This window comes from Streptomyces sp. GQ60, from assembly GCF_059758875.1.
Window position 1 is genome coordinate 19,736 of record NZ_JCAXEG010000027.1, and the last position, 17,526, is coordinate 37,261.

The 17,526-nt window shown below is 70.3% G+C and carries 19 protein-coding genes and 1 tRNA gene; 3 read left to right on the forward strand and 17 right to left on the reverse strand.

Annotation, left to right across the window (positions count from 1 at the left end; all coding sequences use genetic code 11):
- Positions 1-120: 120 nt before the first annotated feature.
- Positions 121-2,469, forward strand: a complete 2,349-nt coding sequence (locus tag AC6CKD_RS35260; protein WP_498333107.1) for a (Fe-S)-binding protein — start codon at positions 121-123, stop codon at positions 2,467-2,469.
- Between the two features lie 89 nt (positions 2,470-2,558).
- Here AC6CKD_RS35260 and AC6CKD_RS35265 read toward each other — a convergent pair whose 3' ends face one another.
- Entirely contained in the window at positions 2,559-3,587 is a 1,029-nt protein-coding gene (locus AC6CKD_RS35265) for a hypothetical protein (RefSeq protein WP_498333108.1), read from the reverse strand.
- A 254-nt stretch (positions 3,588-3,841) separates the two neighbouring features.
- Here AC6CKD_RS35265 and AC6CKD_RS35270 point away from each other — a divergent pair, with 254 nt between their 5' ends.
- Positions 3,842-4,768, forward strand: a complete 927-nt coding sequence (locus AC6CKD_RS35270) for a Yip1 family protein (protein WP_498333110.1) — start codon at positions 3,842-3,844, stop codon at positions 4,766-4,768.
- A gap of 78 nt (positions 4,769-4,846) precedes the next feature.
- Here the strand turns inward: AC6CKD_RS35270 and AC6CKD_RS35275 are convergent, their stop codons facing one another.
- Together AC6CKD_RS35275 and dcd are read right to left on the reverse strand one after the other, a co-directional pair.
- Positions 4,847-5,359, reverse strand: a complete 513-nt coding sequence (locus AC6CKD_RS35275; RefSeq protein ID WP_498333112.1) for a phosphoribosyltransferase — start codon at positions 5,357-5,359, stop codon at positions 4,847-4,849.
- Positions 5,356-5,943 carry a dCTP deaminase gene (gene dcd, locus AC6CKD_RS35280; protein ID WP_053675430.1) on the reverse strand — a complete coding sequence of 196 codons (588 nt, stop codon included), beginning with the start codon at positions 5,941-5,943 and terminating at the stop codon, positions 5,356-5,358. Before dcd ends, AC6CKD_RS35275 begins: the two co-directional genes overlap by 4 nt.
- A gap of 454 nt (positions 5,944-6,397) precedes the next feature.
- Here dcd and AC6CKD_RS35285 point away from each other — a divergent pair.
- A tRNA-Gly gene (locus tag AC6CKD_RS35285) sits at positions 6,398-6,468 on the forward strand.
- Between the two features lie 54 nt (positions 6,469-6,522).
- Here AC6CKD_RS35285 and AC6CKD_RS35290 read toward each other — a convergent pair.
- From AC6CKD_RS35290 to AC6CKD_RS35355, 14 genes are all read right to left on the reverse strand, one after another.
- Positions 6,523-7,707: a tyrosine-type recombinase/integrase gene (locus AC6CKD_RS35290; RefSeq protein WP_498333114.1), complete on the reverse strand. Its 1,185-nt coding sequence runs from the start codon at positions 7,705-7,707 to the stop codon at positions 6,523-6,525.
- Positions 7,707-7,976, reverse strand: a complete 270-nt coding sequence (locus tag AC6CKD_RS35295; RefSeq protein ID WP_498333118.1) for a helix-turn-helix domain-containing protein — start codon at positions 7,974-7,976, stop codon at positions 7,707-7,709. Before AC6CKD_RS35295 ends, AC6CKD_RS35290 begins: the two co-directional genes overlap by 1 nt.
- A gap of 268 nt (positions 7,977-8,244) precedes the next feature.
- The gene (locus tag AC6CKD_RS35300) at positions 8,245-9,384 is read right to left on the reverse strand and encodes a DUF3631 domain-containing protein (RefSeq protein ID WP_498333121.1); all 1,140 of its coding nucleotides are present in this window, start codon (positions 9,382-9,384) and stop codon (positions 8,245-8,247) included.
- Positions 9,381-9,740, reverse strand: coding sequence for a hypothetical protein (locus tag AC6CKD_RS35305; protein ID WP_498333123.1), 360 nt, complete (start codon positions 9,738-9,740; stop codon positions 9,381-9,383). Before AC6CKD_RS35305 ends, AC6CKD_RS35300 begins: the two co-directional genes overlap by 4 nt.
- Positions 9,737-10,639, reverse strand: coding sequence for a bifunctional DNA primase/polymerase (locus tag AC6CKD_RS35310; protein WP_498333124.1), 903 nt, complete (start codon positions 10,637-10,639; stop codon positions 9,737-9,739). The genes AC6CKD_RS35305 and AC6CKD_RS35310 overlap by 4 nt, the downstream gene beginning before the upstream one ends.
- 76 nt (positions 10,640-10,715) lie before the next feature.
- Entirely contained in the window at positions 10,716-10,898 is a 183-nt protein-coding gene (locus AC6CKD_RS35315) for a hypothetical protein (RefSeq protein ID WP_498333126.1), read from the reverse strand.
- A gap of 11 nt (positions 10,899-10,909) precedes the next feature.
- Positions 10,910-11,392 carry a hypothetical protein gene (locus AC6CKD_RS35320; protein WP_498333128.1) on the reverse strand — a complete coding sequence of 161 codons (483 nt, stop codon included), beginning with the start codon at positions 11,390-11,392 and terminating at the stop codon, positions 10,910-10,912.
- A gap of 223 nt (positions 11,393-11,615) precedes the next feature.
- Complete coding sequence (locus tag AC6CKD_RS35325; RefSeq protein ID WP_498333129.1) at positions 11,616-13,718, reverse strand: hypothetical protein; 2,103 nt, start codon at positions 13,716-13,718, stop codon at positions 11,616-11,618.
- Entirely contained in the window at positions 13,718-15,328 is a 1,611-nt protein-coding gene (locus AC6CKD_RS35330; protein ID WP_498333131.1) for a hypothetical protein, read from the reverse strand. Before AC6CKD_RS35330 ends, AC6CKD_RS35325 begins: the two co-directional genes overlap by 1 nt.
- 81 nt (positions 15,329-15,409) lie before the next feature.
- Positions 15,410-15,652 carry a hypothetical protein gene (locus AC6CKD_RS35335; protein WP_498333132.1) on the reverse strand — a complete coding sequence of 81 codons (243 nt, stop codon included), beginning with the start codon at positions 15,650-15,652 and terminating at the stop codon, positions 15,410-15,412.
- A gap of 25 nt (positions 15,653-15,677) precedes the next feature.
- Complete coding sequence (locus AC6CKD_RS35340) at positions 15,678-16,019, reverse strand: RRQRL motif-containing zinc-binding protein (protein ID WP_498333134.1); 342 nt, start codon at positions 16,017-16,019, stop codon at positions 15,678-15,680.
- The gene (locus AC6CKD_RS35345) at positions 16,019-16,864 is read right to left on the reverse strand and encodes a hypothetical protein (protein ID WP_498333136.1); all 846 of its coding nucleotides are present in this window, start codon (positions 16,862-16,864) and stop codon (positions 16,019-16,021) included. Before AC6CKD_RS35345 ends, AC6CKD_RS35340 begins: the two co-directional genes overlap by 1 nt.
- Positions 16,861-17,142: a DUF6303 family protein gene (locus AC6CKD_RS35350; protein ID WP_498333137.1), complete on the reverse strand. Its 282-nt coding sequence runs from the start codon at positions 17,140-17,142 to the stop codon at positions 16,861-16,863. The genes AC6CKD_RS35345 and AC6CKD_RS35350 overlap by 4 nt, the downstream gene beginning before the upstream one ends.
- A complete protein-coding gene (locus tag AC6CKD_RS35355; protein ID WP_498333138.1) occupies positions 17,139-17,411 on the reverse strand; it encodes a DUF6284 family protein in 273 nt (90 codons plus the stop codon). Before AC6CKD_RS35355 ends, AC6CKD_RS35350 begins: the two co-directional genes overlap by 4 nt.
- Positions 17,412-17,526: the final 115 nt, after the last annotated feature.

A 17,526-nucleotide genomic window follows, 5' to 3' on the forward strand; every position in this document is an offset into this window, starting at 1 on the left:
CCGGGGGCGAGCGACGCAGATCACCGCGCGCTCGGCTACATTGCGGCGTCGGGACTGGGTAACCTCAAGCCTTGACTGGATAAGTTACCGCTTAGTAAGTGCCGCCCGAGGAGCCCTCCCATGCAACTCGCCGCGATCATCGTGTCGCTGGTCCTGACCGTGGTCGGCGTCGCGCTGCTCGCCCGAGCCGTGGCGCAGATCTACCGCTTCGTGAAGCTCGGACAGCCCGTACCGGCCGGCAGCCGTACGGACGACCCGAAGTCCCGAACGCTCACCCTTGCCCGGGAGTTCCTCGGCCACAGCCGGATGAACCGCTGGGGCCTCGTCGGCTTCGCGCACTGGTTCGTCGCGATCGGCTTCCTGACGCTGCCGCCGACGTTGGTGCAGGCGTACGGCCAGCTCTTCCAGGCGGACTGGGTGCTGCCGATCATCGGCGGCTTCCTGCCGTTCGAGCTCTACATCGAGTTCATCGGCCTGATGACCGTCGTCGGCATCCTCGTCCTGATGGGGATCCGCCTCGCGTCGCTGCCCTCGCGGGCCGGCCGCAAGTCGCGCTTCGCGGGCTCGAAGGCCTGGCAGGCGTACTTCGTCGAGTACATCATCCTGACCATCGGCCTCGCGATCCTGTGCCTGCGCGGCCTCGAAGGCGCGATCCACCACGTGGACTCGTACGAGCCGGCGTACTTCGTCTCGTACCCGCTGGTGCTGGCCTTCAAGGGCATGTCGCTCGGCGCGCTGCAGAACGCCATCTACTTCACCGCGATGATCAAGATCGGCACCTCGCTGATCTGGATGATCGTCGTCTCGCTGAACACCAACATGGGTGTGGCCTGGCACCGCTTCCTCGGCTTCCCGAACATCTGGTTCAAGCGCAACGCCGACGGCGCGGTCGCGCTGGGCGCGCTCCAGCCCATGACCAGCGGTGGCAAGGTCATCGACTTCGAAGACCCGGGCGAGGACGACGTCTTCGGCGTCTCGCAGGTCGAGCAGTTCTCGTGGAAGGGCATCCTCGACTTCTCCACGTGTACGGAGTGCGGCCGCTGCCAGTCGCAGTGCCCGGCCTGGAACACGGGCAAGCCGCTCTCCCCCAAGCTCCTGATCATGTCGCTGCGCGACCACGCGCACGCCAAGGCCCCGTACCTGCTGGCCGGTGGCGGCAAGGACATGGAGGGCAACGAGAAGGCGACGCCGGAGCAGCTCGCGAACGTGCCCGCGGCCGCGCTGGCCGAGGCGGAGCGCCCGCTGATCGGCACGGCCGAGGAGAACGGGGTCATCGACCCCGACGTCCTGTGGTCCTGCACGAGCTGTGGCGCGTGCGTCGAGCAGTGCCCGGTGGACATCGAGCACATCGACCACATCGTCGACATGCGGCGCTACCAGGTGATGATCGAGAGCGCGTTCCCGTCCGAGGCGGGCACGATGCTCAAGAACCTGGAGAAGAAGGGCAACCCCTGGGGCCTCGCGAAGAAGCAGCGCGTCGAGTGGACCAAGGAGGTGGACTTCGAGGTCCCGATCATCGGCAAGGACGCGGAGGACCTCTCCGAGTTCGACTACCTGTACTGGGTCGGCTGCGCGGGCGCCCTGGAGGACCGGGCGAAGAAGACCACGAAGGCCTTCGCCGAGCTGCTGAACATCGCGGGCGTCAAGTTCGCGATCATGGGCGGCGACGAGAAGTGCACGGGCGACTCCCCGCGCCGCCTGGGCAACGAGCCGCTCTTCCAGCAGCTCGCGCAGGAGAACGTCGCGATGCTGAACATGGCGTTCGGCGAGGAGGACGAAGACCCGGGGACCAAGAAGCCGAAGTCGGCGAAGCGGATCGTCTCCACCTGCCCGCACTGCTTCAACACCATCGCGAACGAGTACCCGCAGCTCGGCGGCGAGTACGACGTCATCCACCACACGCAGCTGCTCCAGCACCTGATCGACGAGGGCCGGCTCACGCCGGTGACTCCGGTCGACGGGCTGATCACGTACCACGACCCGTGCTACCTGGGCCGGCACAACAAGGTCTACACGCCGCCGCGCGAGATCATGTCGGCCGTGCCGGGCCTGCGCCAGCAGGAGATGCACCGCCACAAGGAGCGGGGCTTCTGCTGTGGCGCGGGTGGCGCGCGGATGTGGATGGAGGAGCGGATCGGCAAGCGCATCAACAACGAGCGCGTCGAGGAGGCCCTGTCCCTGAACCCGGACATCGTCTCCACCGCCTGCCCCTTCTGCCTCGTCATGCTCACCGACTCGGTGAACGGCAAGAAGAACGACGGCCAGGCGAAGGAACACGTCACGGTGGTGGACGTGGCGCAGCTGCTGCTGGACTCGGTGAAGACGCCGGAGCCGGTCGCCGAGCCGGAGCCCGTCGCCGAGCCGGTGGCGGAGCGGCAGGCCGACGCCGCGGCCGAGGCGCCCGAGCCGAAGGCGGAGGGCCCGGCGCAGCCGGTGACCGACGCCGGGGCCGACGCCGAGGCGAAGTAGCCCGCGCGGTACTGAACGCCGGAACGGCCCGTCCCCCGTGGGGGGCGGGCCGTTCCGGCGTTCGGGGTACGGGGTACGGGGTCCGCAGGTCAGGACCGGCCGGCGGACCGGCTGCGGCGCAGCATCGCGAAACCGAGGCCCGCGGCGCCCACCGCGGCCATGCCCCCGCCGGCGGCGAGCAGCAGCGGGGTCTGCCCGTCGCTCTGCGCCGACACCGGGGCCACACCCTCGGCCCCCGCCTTCACGCCGCCCTTCGGCACGACCCGGTCGGCCGCCTTCTTCTCGACCGGCTTGGCGACCGTGGCGTCCTTCTCCCCGCCCTTGGCGTCCTTGGCGACCTCGTACTTCTCGATCAGCTTGCCGCTGCCGAAGTCGTAGACCCAGCTGTTGCCACCGCTCTTGCCGTCGATGACGACGAACTTCACGCGCTTCCCGTCCTGGACGAGCTTGTACGTCCAGCCGTCGTTCGTCGCGGTCGGGTGCTTCAGGTCCATCGTTCCGAGGAGGTTCCCGTTCGGCATCGACAGCTCGACGCGCTTGCCGTTCGGGCCGTCGATCAGGCGCGCGTTGCGCCCGTCGGGCATGGCGACCTGAACGGAGTTCTCCTTCTTCTCCACCGGCTTCGGCTTCTCCACGGGCTTCGGCTTCTCGACGGGCTTCGTCGCGCCCTCCACCCACGACGTGACGGTGCCGTTCGGCTGGAGGACGACGTGCAGACCGTTGTTCTGGCCGTAGGCCGGCGCGCCGCCCATGCTGACCAGAGTGTCCAGCTTGCGGTCACCGGCGAAGATGACGGCCTCGAAGTGGCCGTCGCCGAACGTGTAGACCCTGGCGACCGATCCGTCGGCCAGCTTCACGGTGGTGACGTAGTCCCGGACCGAGGGCTTCACGGGCGGCGTGGTCGGCGGCGTGGTCGGCGGCGTGGTCGGCGGGACGCTCGGGTCCACCTGCGGCTGCTGCGGGTCCACGGACGGCTGCTCGACGCCGGGCAGGACCTGCGGGTCCGGTACGGCCGGGGTATCCGCGAAGGCGGACCCCACCGGAAGGGCGAGGACGGCGGCCGCACCGGCCACGACGGCGGCGGTACGGAGGCTGGTGCGACGGTGCGGTCTGCGCATGACGGGGCTCTTCTCGTGTCGTTCGTGCTGCGTGGCGGTGGCTACGTCAACGAAGCTACGGAGCCGGTATGTCCGTATTCCGTCGGAGATGTAACAGGCATCCGCAGACTGTCGCGCAGCCGCGTAACCCGCCCCGGTCCACCCTGAGAAGGCCCTCCAGGTACCCCCTAGGGGATGTCACAGCTCAGCCGCAAAGGGGGCTTCTTCCCCCGGCCCGGCCACCCGGCCGCCCCGGAGCGGGTACTTTCGATCACGTGGCTGGATTCAGGATCGGACGCGGCCGGGACAACAACCGCACCCCGCAACAACCCCCGCGGCAGCAGCCGTACGGTCAGCAGCAGGCGCCCCAGGCGCCCGCACCGTACGGCCAGCAGCCCTACGCACCCCAGCAGTGGCCCCAGCAGGCCGCTCCCGGGGGCCACGGCGAGCCCGAATACTTCGACCCGCACGGCGGCAACTCCGGCCAGGGCCAGGGATACGGCTACGGCCATCCCCCCAGCCCGGGTCCGGGCCGGGGAGCCGGCGGACCGAGCGACTCGCCGGGCTACACCCAGGCCTTCTCCATCGGCGAGGACCCGTACGCGTACACCCAGGGCGGGACCTACCAGGCGGGCGCGGCCCAGGCCGCCGCCCCCACCGGTCCGCGGCTGCCGTGGAAGGAACTGCTCCGGGGCATCGTGACGCGCCCGGGCCCGACCTTCCTGCAGATGCGCGACTACGCCGTCTGGGGGCCGGCGCTGATCGTGACCTTCCTCTACGGACTGCTCGCGGTCTTCGGCCTCGACGACACCCGCAACGACGTCATCAACGCCACCCTCCCCAACGCCTTCCCCATCGTGCTCTCGGCGGGCGTGGCCTTCGTGATCTGCGGCCTGGTCCTCGGCGCCGTCACCCACACGCTGGCCCGCCAGCTGGGCGGAGACGGATCGTGGCAGCCCACGGTGGGCCTGTCGATGCTGGTCATGAGCCTGACGGACGTACCGCGCCTGCTGTTCGCCATGTTCCTGGGCGGCGACAACATGCTCGTCCAGATCCTGGGCTGGGCCACCTGGGTGGCGGCGGGCGCGCTCTTCACCTCCCTCATCAGCAAATCGCACGACCTGCCGTGGCCGAAGGCCCTGGGCGCGTCGGCCATCCAGCTGATCGCGCTGCTGTCGATCATCAAGCTGGGCACGATCTAGCGCACGCACACGCACACAGAGGGGCCCGCCGCGCACCGCGCGGCGGGCCCCTCTGTCACGTTCAGTGGCGGGCGGGCGTCAGGCGTCGAGGACCTGTCCCTCGCGCTTCACGACGGGGGGTTCGACCGACCAGGGGAAGTTGACCCACTCGTCGGTCTTCTTCCACACGTACTCGCACTTCACGAGCGAGTGGGACTTCTCGTAGATCACGGCGGACCGGACCTCGGCGACGTGCCCGAGGCAGAAGTCGTGCACCAGCTTGAGCGTCTTGCCGGTGTCGGCGACGTCGTCGGCGATCAGCACCTTCTTGTCGGTGAAGTCGATCGCCTCGGGCACGGGCGCCAGCATGACCGGCATCTCCAGGGTGGTCCCGACCCCGGTGTAGAACTCCACGTTCACCAGGTGGATGTTCTTGCAGTCGAGCGCGTACGCCAGACCGCCCGCGACGAAGACGCCGCCCCGGGCGATGCTCAGGATGATGTCGGGCTCGTAGCCGTCGTCGGCGATGGTCTGCGCCAGCTCGCGCACGGCCCGGCCGAATCCCGCGTAGTCGAGGTTCTCGCGCACGCCGTCACTCACTCCGTCACTCATGCCTCGTGCCTCACCTGGGTCCGGTGGAAGTTCTGGAAGGACCGCGAGGCCGTCGGGCCGCGCTGGCCCTGGTACCGCGATCCGTACCGCTCGCTCCCGTACGGGAACTCCGCGGGCGAGCTGAGCCGGAACAGACACAGCTGCCCGATCTTCATACCCGGCCAGAGCTTGATCGGCAGTGTGGCGAGGTTCGACAGCTCCAGCGTCACGTGCCCGGAGAACCCCGGGTCGATGAACCCGGCGGTCGAATGGGTCACCAGTCCCAGCCGGCCGAGACTGGACTTCCCCTCCAGTCTGGAGGCGATGTCGTCGGGCAGCGAGATGACCTCGTAGGTCGACGCGAGTACGAACTCCCCCGGGTGCAGGATGAACGCCTCGTCACCGTCCGGCTCGACCATCCGGGTCAGATCGCTCTGCTCGGTGGCGGGGTCGATGTGGGCGTAGCGGTGATTCTCGAAGACCCGGAAGAACCGGTCGAGACGTACATCGATGCTGGAGGGCTGCACCATCGACTCGTCGAACGGGTCGATGCGAACCCGTCCGCTGTCGATCTCGGCCCGGATGTCTTTATCAGAGAGAAGCACGTCCCGAGGATACGCAGAGCGCGCGGGCCGCCCCAATCGAGGCGGTCCCCGCGCGCCGGTGTCTACCGCTTCGGCGCCGCTCCCACGGGCACGGCATGCCGCAGCCGCGCACAGCGCGGACACCGCAGCAGCCGACCCGGCCCGATCCGACCGGCACCGAGGTGCTGCAGCGGGAACGAAGCGGTGCTGAACACGTGCCCTTCGGCACAACGGACGACGGTGTGCTCCATCGAGTCCCTTTCCCCAACCAGCCGTACTGCGATGAATCGCCACATTAGGGGATGAACAAGACCCACTCCAGCCGCCGCTCCGCACACACAAGGTACGCCCCAACTCCCGCCCCCACGACCCTCCGTACGTCCCGCACGCGGCACCACTCCCGGGGCGAATTCACCAGGGGTCGATCATGGGGTAGGGTGAGAAACGATAGCGCTCCAGGCAACTGGATCACTGCGCGGATGTAGTTTAATGGTAGAACATGAGCTTCCCAAGCTTATAGCGCGGGTTCGATTCCCGTCATCCGCTCTTGCAAGAAGGCCCAGGTTAGCGACCTGGGCCTTCTTCGTTGTCTAGACCTATTCAGGAGTCCCGCACCACTTGCGCACCATTTGACTCCTGTACGGCCTGCTCGGCGGCCTTCTGCCGGGCGGCCCGCACCATCCCGTCCAGCCCGCCGGCCACCTCCTTCTGACGCTCGTGGTCCGAGTGTTGGTAGATCAGCGCCGCCTTCTCGGACGACTGACCCGCGCGAACCATCGTGTCCCTGAGCGTGGCCCCGGATCGTGTCGAGAGGGTGTGCCCCGTGTGACGAAGGTCGTAGAACCTGAACGACTTCGGCATGCCGACCTTCACCCGCGCCTTGGCCCACTTCCGCCCGAAGGTCGTACGCCTGAACGGCGCCCCCTTCTCCCCCACGAAGAGGAGACCCTCCGGGCCCTTCTCCGCGTACCACGCGACGTGCCGGCGCAGGTCTTCCCGCAGGAACTCGGGCAGAACGACGATCCGCTTACCTGCCTCGGACTTGGTGGGACCTTCGGCCCGCTTCCCGGTGTTCAGCTCCGGGGCCGCCTTCCGGACGCGGATCGTCATGGCGTCGAGGTCCACGTCCTTCCGTCGCAGCTCTGCCTGCTCCTCAGGACGCATCGGGCCGTAGGCGCCGAGGTAGACCATCAGCCTCCACCGAATACCGATCGCTTCGGCCAGCGCGTCCACCTGCTCCACCGTCGCGATCTCCCGCTCAGGAGCGGCCTCCTTTCCCGCTCCCTTGATCCGGCACGGGTTCCGCCGGATCAGCTCATCGTCAGCCGCGGTCCCGAGGATCGCCTTCAGGAGGCGGTACGACTTGGCGACCGTGGTCGGCGCGTTCGTCGCGTCGAGTCGGTGTGCTCGCCACTCTCGAATGCGGGGCGGGGTGAGCTGGTCAAGGTCCCAGTGCCCCAGGAACGGCACCAGGTGCAGACGCAGCAGCCGCTCGTACAACTCCCTCGTGAGGAGTCCGACTCCGCGTTCGGCAACCCACTTCGTGGCGTACTCCTCGAAGTTGACCGCTCCGGCGTCCGGGTCCCGCCAGTCGCCCCGGGTCATGTCCGCCTCTACCTGCGAGAGCCACACCTCGGCGGCGGTCTTGGTCTCAAAGGTCTCCGGCGCCCGCCTCCTCTCCCCCGCGGGGTCGAGGTAGGACGCGGTCCAATACCCGGAGCGGTACTGCCGGACCGCACCGAACCGACGCTTAGCCTTGGTCTTCTTCGTGCGCTTGGCAGCCATCAGGCAGCCCTCCGCATCCGCCGGCGGACGGGAACCGCCGGAACGACGCTCGCGCGCATGTACTCCTCAAGCACGCTCACCGCGATGCGGACGTGCGTGCCGAACTTGCTGTAGGTGATGCGTCGTTCGGCGACGAGCCGCCGGACGAACCGCTCATCCTTCATCCCCAGGTGCTCCGCAGCCTCCTTCACGCTGAGGTACTGGTCTTCCAGAAGCGCCGTCTGACTCGGTGCGGACGACAGGTGCCGCATGCGGGCGGTGCTGCTCACGCGTCTTGCCTCCTGGTTGGGATGGGCCGCTAAGCCCTGCTCCTAGAAATCCGCTACTGCCGCTACCTCCGCTACCGCCCTGGTCAGGGGCCTGTTTGGGGTAGCGGATTGGGTAGCGGTAGCGGATAGATGCGCGACCGGCCCGGCCGTTGAGGGCCGGGCCGGTAGCGGGTGTTGCTGTTGGGGTAGCGGATGATTTTGAGCCTCCCGCTACCTCCTTATGCCGTCTGACCTGCGAGGTAGCGGCGGTAGCGGAAGTAGCGGATTCTCAGGGGGTGGGGGGCGGGCAGTACCTCGCCCACGCGTCCGCGAGGTCGGCGGCGTAGTAGCCCTTGAGGACCGCGCCGCCGCCCTTGATGTTGCGGGGCTCGATCGGCTTGTTGGCCCCGGTCATGTACTCGCCGAGCATCTTCGCGAGGCTCCGGGAGGTCAGCGGCTTGCCGCCCATGTCCGCCCACGGCGCCTCCTCCAGCGCATACAGGCGGTCCAGAACGGCGACGGTGGGCAGGCGCTCGATCCCGTTCAGGACGTGGTCACGCAGGTCCGTGAGCAGCCGGATCCCGATACTGCCCTTGTCGTCCACCTTGGACGCGGCCACGATCTCCGCGCACGCGGTACGGGCCCGCGCCGGCCACTCGCCCCCGGCCGCGTCCGCGACGGCGATAAGCGGCTCCCACACGTCGGCGGGCCGGTCGGTGACCTCGTCCGGCATCTCGGGGAACACCCCGTCGACGAGGTGGCGGACGCTGTCGGCCCAGACGGCGAGGCGGTCGCGCAGGGCGTGGCCTTCGGGGGCGTGGAGGCGGCGGCGGAACGGCTGCACGTGCTCGTTGCGGGCCCGGCGGCGCATCCGGATGATGACCGACCGGGTCAGGATCGTGTCCGGCAGCGAGCCGAGTCCGGCCATGGCCACCACACAGAACGAAGGGAACTCCTGCACCGTCTGGTTCGTGCCGTCCCCGACGCAGCGCCACATGCCGGCGCCCCGGTGGTGGCCTGCGTTCATGAAGCCGCGGAGCGGCTCGTTGTCTCCGGCCTTGGGTCCGAAGATGGTGTCGACCTCGTCGAAGAGGATCGTGGGGCGGGTGTCCAGGGTGGAGACGGCGCGGAAGAGGACCGGTGCGGACGCGTTCGCGGCGACCAGCGGCTGAGGGACCAGGGTTTCTACGATCTCCAGCGCGCGGGACTTGCCGGACCCGGGTTCCGGGGAGAGGAAGGCGAGGCGCGGGGTGGAGTCGAAGCAGTCGAGCAGGTGCGCGTGGGCGTCCCACAGGGTGACGGCGACGTAGGCGGCTTCGGTGGGGAAGACGTTGAAGCGGCGGTGGAAGGCTTCCACCGCGTCCAGCAGTACGGCGCCGTCGGTGGGGGCCTGCGTGGGCGCGGGGGCGGTGGTGGTGTCGACGGTCATGCGGCCTTCCTCCGGTGGGTGGCGGTGCGGCCCAGCGGGCACGCGGTGCGGTGGTTGGTGTGGAGCTGGATGAGCGCGAGGACCTGCCGCTGTCCGACGGCGGAGCGGTTGTGCCCGCACTCGCACTTCGAGGTCGCGGTGGGTACGGCGCCGCGCGGGGCGCAGATGTGCAGGACGGCGACGATGTAGCGGCCGTCGGCTGCCGGGTGCGGGTCAGGGCGAAGGGATGAAGGGACGCCTTCGGCGACGACTTTCAGCGCCCCACTGCCGCCGTTGGCCGGGGTCGGTTCGGCGATGCCGGGGCCGGTGGGGGGCTGGGTGAGGCTCTTCAGGGAGGAGCGGGGGTGGGCGCTCATGCCGTCCGCCTCATCGCGTTGCGGGCGATGGACCAGTTCAGACCGGAGCGGATCGTGTTGCGGCACTCGGCAGACGGCAGGCCGGCCGACTCCCCCGCCCACTGAAGAGCCTCCTCCACCACCGCGCGGTCGAGGTCGCCCGCGGCGATGAACCGTCCCAGGGCTCGCGCGGCCCGGAGCAAGGTCCCGTTGCGCTCCCCGGCCGGGGCCGACTCCACCGACGCCGTCTCGGCGTTCAGTGCGGCGGCCGCGTACCTGCCAGTCCGCTGGGTGGCAGGGCGGCCGGTGAGCTGGCGCAGGGCCTGCCTGGGTGCCAGCAGCCCGTACAGCCACGCGGGGAACGGCGCCGGAGCTACCGGATCGGTGACCTCGTACAGTCCGGCCGCCGTGGTGCTGCCGGGGGCAACGACGTAGCCGCCCCAGGCCCGGGTATCGATGAGCCTGCCCAAACGGCCCGCCGTGTTCCCCAGCCGGATCCCGTCCGGGGCCGTGAAGTACAGGTGGGCACCGCCGGTGGGAGTCCGCACTGAAAGCGTGGCCGGGACGGCCTGTCCGGCGCGCTCGCAGAGCGCCTTGAGGGTGTCCGCGCCGCCAGGCGCGTCAGAACTCCCCTTGCCCTTAGGGACGTCGAGGTCCACGACGACGAGGTGGGAGGGGCCGGTGGCGATGCCGACGTTGAACGGGAGGCGGTCCCACGCGCGCCGGATGCGGTCCGGGTCGCTCGTGGCTCGGTCCTCCCATTTGCGGTGGCCTCCGGCGCAGTCCCCCAGGGCGGGGCAGTGCTCTTCGCCGTGGAGGGCTGGCCGCTTCTGTCCGGGGCGGAGCGGGAAGACGCTCCAGCCGAGGGCGGCGGCATCGAGCGCGGCCGTCAGCAGCGCGGATGCGGGTTGATGGGTCATGCTGGATTCCTCCAGTGAGAGCTGGAAGAGAGCGGCCCCGCTTCATTGGCGTGAGTGGGGGGCCGCTCTCGTCGTGTCAGTGGTGGGTGTGGTCGGTGGCGAAGTCGATGAGGCGCTTGGCCTCGTCGGGGGTGACGGTGCTGTACCGGACGCTGATGAGGCAGCCGGGGTGGGGGCAGCGGATGATGCGCTTGCCCGCGAGGAGGGCGAGCGCGTCGGAGATCCGCTCCGAGAGCGGCTGGGGCTGGACCTGCTTCATGGACGGGCCTTTCAACGGTTGTTGAGGGTGCCGGTGGCGCGGCCGAACATGCCGGACGCGCTGATGTTCTGGGTGACGTGCTGCACGGGCGCCGCACCCCGACCGCTCGACCCGCGCCCGGCGCGGAGGACCATCGGGGCGATGACGCCGGCGGCAATGAGGGCGATGGCGGCCCAGAGTGCTTCGGTCATGGCGATCAGTCCCGGGGCGGCGTAGGAGATCCCGAACCCGGCGGCGGCGATCCCGCCGCCGACGGTCGGGGCGAGGAGGGCGGTGGTCTTGGCCCACGCCGGGACCGGCTGCGCGGCCGGGGCGAGGGGCTGGGGCTGGGTGTAGGCGAGGGTCCGGTAGCCGCTGGGGAGGGTAACCATCTCGACTCCCGGGAGGAGTTCGGTGGGCAGCATGGCGGGCTGGTGGATCGCGGTCGGGTAGACGATGGGATCGCCGTAGCGGGTGGCGGGGGTGGTGCTCTGGATCGTGGGCTCATAGGGCATTGCAGGCTCCTGGACGCGGTGCGGGCGGCCCCTAGGTGGTGGGGCCGCCCGCTGTGGGTGGTCGCTCTGCGTGGTTCTAGTGGGGTGCGGCTACTGGGTAGTGGGTAGTGGGGTCCCCAGTAGAAAGGGCCTGTTGGGGGCCTGTGGGGGCGCTAGTGGGGTGTTCTACTGGGTAGTGGGGTGTGCCCCACTACCCAGTACCCGGTAGCTGTCTGTGAACGGTTCAGGCGTGGTCGGGGTGGACGTAAACGGAGTGCGGTCCGTTGTCCCGGTAGACCAGCTCGCCCCGCTCGGCGGCGGCCCGCAGGGCGGCGCGGACGGTCTTGCGGTCCTTGCCGACGAGGTCCGCGACGGCCGCCGGCTTCATGCCCTCGGTCCCGGCCGCGTAGATCGCGGTGACGGCTTCCGGAAGCCATCCCGGCCCGGTGTCCCGGCCGCCCTCGCCCCGGTGCGCGGACAGGTTCAGCCCCGGCCGCCGCGGCTGCTCCTGCTCCTGCTCCTGCTCGGGTTCGGACTTGGGGTCGGGGGCGAACTCGACGGACATGAGCCGCTCGAACTCCGCGTCCATGTCGCTCGTCTCCGGGGCGGCCGGGGCCTGCTCGCGGTGAGCGGACAGGTTCAGACCCGTACCCGTCCGGCCCGTCGGTGCGGTGCCCGGTGTGCTGGCGTCGGGGTCGGGGGCGGTGTGCTGGTGTTCGGTGATCCATGCGGTGCGAGCGGTGTCCCAGCGGCGGGCATAGTCCGGGCCCGCGGCCTTGGCGGAGACGGCGTCCAGGTACGGGTGCCGTTCCGAGGTGGCGTGGACGATGTCACCGATCTGGTTGGGGAGGATCCGCCAGGTCCCGAAGAGGGCGGCGGGCGATTCGGGGGTGCCCATGAATCCGGTGCCCTTGTGGGGTGCCTGCTCGATCCGCAAGCCGGTCCCGCCGGGGAACAGCTTGGACAGGTCCATGCCCTCGGTCGCCCCGCCGGTCAGCGCGACGCGGGTCTTGGCTTCGCGGCGGATCATCATGTCCCCCAGGACCGCCCCGGTGGCTCCCAGCGCGGTGAGGACGGTGCGGATGCCCATGGCGCGGAGCATCCGGATCACTTCGAGGATCTTCTTGGCGAGCTTGCGGGTTTCCGGATCCCGGCTGATCAGGATCTCCGCGCCCTCGTCGATCAGGAGCATGATCTGCGGGATCTCGTGGCTGATGGGCAGGAGGTCGGTGTTGGCCTTGGCCATGAGGTCCTGGTAGGCGCGCTTGCGGTAGTTGCCGACGCGCAGGGCCGCGTCCAGCATCAGGTGGGCTTCCTCGTGGCTGGCGGCGAGCCAGTCGATCCCGGGCCGCACCGGCTGGCCCTGGCCGGAGCCGTCCATGGCGGGCCGGATCCAGGGCAGGCCGGCCGATCCGGCGTTGAGGTCGATGACCCAGGTCAGGATGTCGTCGGCCCGGGCGAACCCGGCCAGGATGACGTGGACCATGTTCGTCTTACCGGATCCGGTCGGACCGACGACCAGCGCGCACTGCTCGCGCAGGTAGGTGAGGATCTCCTCCGCGTTGGTGCGGTACCCCCACGGAATGCCGGTGTGGATCGACAGAGCGCTGTAGTCGGACGGGTAGGGGACTTCCGCCGCAAGGACGTTGACCGTCGTCACGTCGATCAGGACGCGCCCCTGGTCAATGCCCGGGGATGCGGCGGCGGTGCAGCCGTGCGGGAGCCGGGCATCCGCCGACAGGCGGGCGTTCTCGCGGGCGATCCGGTCGTAGGTGGTGCCGCCCGCGGGGAGTTCGGCGTCGATCGTGAAGCCGGTGTTCGTCGGCCACATCTCCACGGCCACGATCCGCAGGGTGATCCCGCAGACCCGCTGGACACGGTCGACCCACTCGGCTGCGATGGCCCGCCGGTCCGCGGACAGTTCGCGGGCGACCTGCCGTTCAGCGGCGGCGATGGCTTCGAGCTCGCGGGCTTCCTCGTAGAAGCCGACCGAGCGGGCCGCCGCCCCCATGCCGACGCCGATCACGGCGAGGGAGCCCAGCGCGGTCCAGTTCAGGGGGCCAGTGGCCAGCGCCCACGTAGTCCAGCCGGATCCCAGCAGCCAGGAAGCGGCCCGCGCGCCGATCGTGCGAGCCGCGAGCTTCTGCCGCAGCCCCGAAGCGGTGTGCCCGATCGCCCCGACCGTACCGACGGCCAGCGCCCAGGACGGGGGCATGTGGGCGAGGGTGCCGACGGTGGCGACGGCGTAGGCGCCGGTGGTGGCGGACAGGGCGCCGGTGATGGGGCCGTGGCCGGCGGCCCAGTCCAGGGCGAGCCCGTTGTGGGTGATGGTGTTGGTGGTGGTCATCAGACGTTCCAGCCCTTCTCGGCCTCGGGGCCGTTGCGGGGGTCCTCGTGGCGGGCGATGTCGGCCTCATGGGCCTTGCGGAACGCCGGACCCAGGTCCTCGGCCACGGCGACGGCGGAGTTGATCGCGCCGTAGATGTCGGCGAAGCCGTCCGCGACTTCCTTCTCCAGCGGGAACTCGGTGTCGGAGCGCTCCGCGAGGATCTGCATGACGTTCGCGATCGAGGTCAGGGCCTCGGGGAGACCCTCGATCATCGCGAGGATCTCCATGGCGTTCTCGGGCTCGTAGGCCTGGGCCGCCTGCTCCATCTCGGCGGCGAGCTCTTCGAACCTGAACCCGGATGCGTTGCTCACAGCTGCTCCTTGGCTGACGGGAGGTGCGGGAACGTGCGTGGTGGGACGGGCGGCGCGGTCACCGAGGAGGTCGCCTTCGGCCTCCTGCTCGGTCCTGGCCTGGGCCAGGACCTCCTCCATGTCCGCGTCGTGCTGCGCGGCAATGCCGAGGTCACGCTCGTGGCGTTCGTCCTCTGCACGGGCCAAGAGACGCTGGTAGAGGCGGCGCCCGGGATTCTGGAGCCAGGCCCAGCCGAGCTTCCGGCCAAGCGGTGTGGTCAACAGGCCGACGGCGCCCAGCAGCGCGCCGAGCATGCCGGCCATCGCCCGGCGGGCGTGGAAGCGGGCCGCGGACATGCGCAGAGCCTTCCGCGTCGCCTTGCGGGAGGGTGCGGCGAGCTGCTTGACGCGGTTGCGGAACGCCTTCTCGTGAACGCCGGCCCGGCCGTTGGCGACCGCCCGGCCCGCGCTGCGGTCCCGCAAGGAGCGGACAGCACCAACGGCCGTGTCGCGGACGGCGGCGGCCTTGCCCATGGACTTGGCGAGGGTGCGGGCAGCCGGACCACGCGCCTTCGTACCGGCGGAGGCAGCGCGCCCGGCGGCTTTCGTGGCCCGCCGGGTGTCTGCGACCTGCCGGCGGGCCTGAACTGCAGCCGTGCGGGCCGCGGATCGAGTCGGCGCCTGCGTCTTGGCCTGGGAGCGCAGGTCGCGGACCTGCCCGGCCCGGCCACCGGCCAGACGACCAGCAGCCTCCCCGACCCGCTGACGGGCCGACGGCTTACCCGCATTGCTCGAGGCACCGGACCGGCCAGCCGACCGGACACCGGACGCGGCGGCCGCGCGGTGCCGGGCCTGCCCGCCACTGATCCGTCGGGATCCGGATCCCCCACCGGTACGGGGGCTGGTGCGGGGCTGGGAGGGGATCAGGCCCATGGTGCCGCGGCCCTTGCTTCCACCGGCGGTCCGTTTGGTGGCCGGGGCGGGCTTGGCCGCGGGCTTCTTCTTGCGGTCCTTGCTGCGCTGGTGGGCGGCGGCGGTACCCAGGACAGCGGCGCCGGTCATAGCGATCGCAGCGGCGATCGGGCCACCGGCCAGAGCCGCGGTGGCCAGCAGTCCGGCGGCGGTGTTCGTCCCGGTCAGGGACAGCGGCCCCACGGGGAAACCGCCCGGGGTGTGCTCCACCTCCTTGGCCTTGGCGGTAGCGGTGGGCTCTGCCGGGGCCGGGGTGGGGGTGGATTCTTGGGGTGGGGCCTGCGGTTCGACGGTCGTTTCGGTCATGCTGAACGTGCTCCCTCGGGAGAAGAGGGCCCGGCCGCCCGCCTCCTACAGCAACGGCCGGGCCCTGCCTGTACGTGCAGGTCAGAACTGGTTCGGCTCCAGCGCGAAGAACATGGTGTTCGCGCGGGCCATCTCCGGGTGCTCGGCGGTGACGTACTGCCGGATCGCCTGGTAGGCGTCGTAGCGGGTCGTCCCCGCGGGCGGGGTGTAGGTGCCGTTCTTCGTCATCGCCGCCAGGCCAGGCAGCTCCAGGGTCATGACCCAGAAGTGCGTGCCCTGGGCGGCCGGGGCGGGGGTGGTGGTCTGTGCGCTGGGCGTGGTCACGGGAGTCTCCTGATCAGGTCGAGGGTCAGGCGGCGCACTGTTCGTCATCCGGGTACGCGCAGGGGACGCACATGCCGAGCGATGCCGGGATGACGTACCCGGCATCACGCGAGCAGGCAGGGCAGGTCCGGCGGGCCGCGTTCGCCTTCGCCAGAGCAGCGGCCTTGGCCGGCGTCATCGGGCGGACCGGGCGGGCCAGCTCTATCCGGTAGAGGTAGGCGACCAGCGGCTCACGCTCATCGCGGGGCCGCTCCACCTGCGCGACGACGTCCTGTCCGCCAGGGCGCAGGCCGGCGGCCCGCAACTGCCTTCGAGTGGCCAGGCCGTCGGGGGCCAGGCGCCAGGTGTAGACGGGGAGGGTGGACATCAGCTCACCCCTGCGGGGAGGGCGGTGCGGTCCTCGTTGAGGCGCTGGTAGAGCTTGTGGACGTAGGAGGTGGACCGGGTGGAAAGCCGGGCCGCTTCGGGGAGGCTCTTGCCCTGCACCCAGCACGCGCGGATCACGTTCGCGGCCTCATCGGCGGACAGCCGGACGGGTTCCCGCTCCACCTGGTGGACCGGGGTGGACGTGCGGGGGAAGGACGGGTGGAACACCAGGCCCTCACCGCAGATGACCAGCGGTTCCACCCGACGCCGTACGTCCGTTGTGGCAGCCGGAGCGACTGCGGGTGTGGGCGCCGGGGGCGGGGTGGAGGTCTGGTGGACGGGGTACGCGTCCACCTCGTTCTCTCCGGCGTCCACCAGGGTCTGGAGGTGGGCGATTTTCGCGAGGATCGCGTGCCGGTAGTGGCTGATCGCTTCGGCGAGAACGATCAGGAGGACCGGGGGGATGGAGTGGAGGACGAGCCCGGCCGGGTCGACCGCGCGGGGGAAACCGAATGCCGTTCCCTCGGGCCAGAGGGAGGTCCAGCAGTTCATGACCCAGGTGCCCAGGCCGGCGAACCAGCGCAGTACGGCGGCCCAGCCGGAGGAGGTGAGCCCGTACTCGGAGAGCCGGCCGTCGAAGATGAGGACCGCTCCGAGCGCGACGGCCACCATCGGGTCGAGCATCCACGCGATCCATGGGGACACGTGGTGGTCGATCGCGAACATCGTCACGTTCGACGCGGTGAACACCAGCGCCACGAACGCGACAGCCACCAGGACCCGCGTCAGCTTCGACAGCATCCCCGCAAGGGCTGCGATCTGCTCCAGCGGCTCCCGCCCCGTCACCGGTCCTCCCCTGGAGGGATCCGGTGGACGTCGACCGAGCCGAGGAAGCGGACCGGGTCGGTGTCGTCGTCGGCCAGCTCGTGCCACTCCCACTGCGCTCCCTCAACGACCTCGTATCCGAGGGCGGCGAGGGCCGTGGTGCGCTCGGCGAGGGTGGGGACCGGGGAGGTGCGGGCGAAGTCGTGGCCCGGCCAGTCCTTCGGGGCGGGGCTGTCGGTGACCACGTACACCTCCCAGGTGCCGTGGTAGCCGGTCGCGATGCGGGCGCTGTGCGTCATGCGGCACCGCCCGTCATGTTCACCGCGGCGACGGCCCGGTTGGTCAGGTCCCGGCGGACCGCGAGCATGCGCCGGCGGGCCCGGCGGATCCGCTGCTCGTCCAGCTCGGACGGCGCCCGGTCGAGTACGGCGATCTCCGCGTCGAGGAGGTCGACGTCCGCCAGGATCAGCGGCAACTCGAACTCGATCGCGTCCAGCTCCGCGTCCGACGGCTCCAGACCGTCGGACCACGGGGTAACGATGCTCTGAAGTGCAGCGATGGACTTCATGGGTCTTGCTCCTTCTGAGGAGGAACGGGGCCCGAACAGCAGCCCCCGGCGTTCCCGCGCCGGGGGCTGCACTGTGTTGGGGGTGAAGCAGGAAGGACTCCGGCTCCCCTCGACC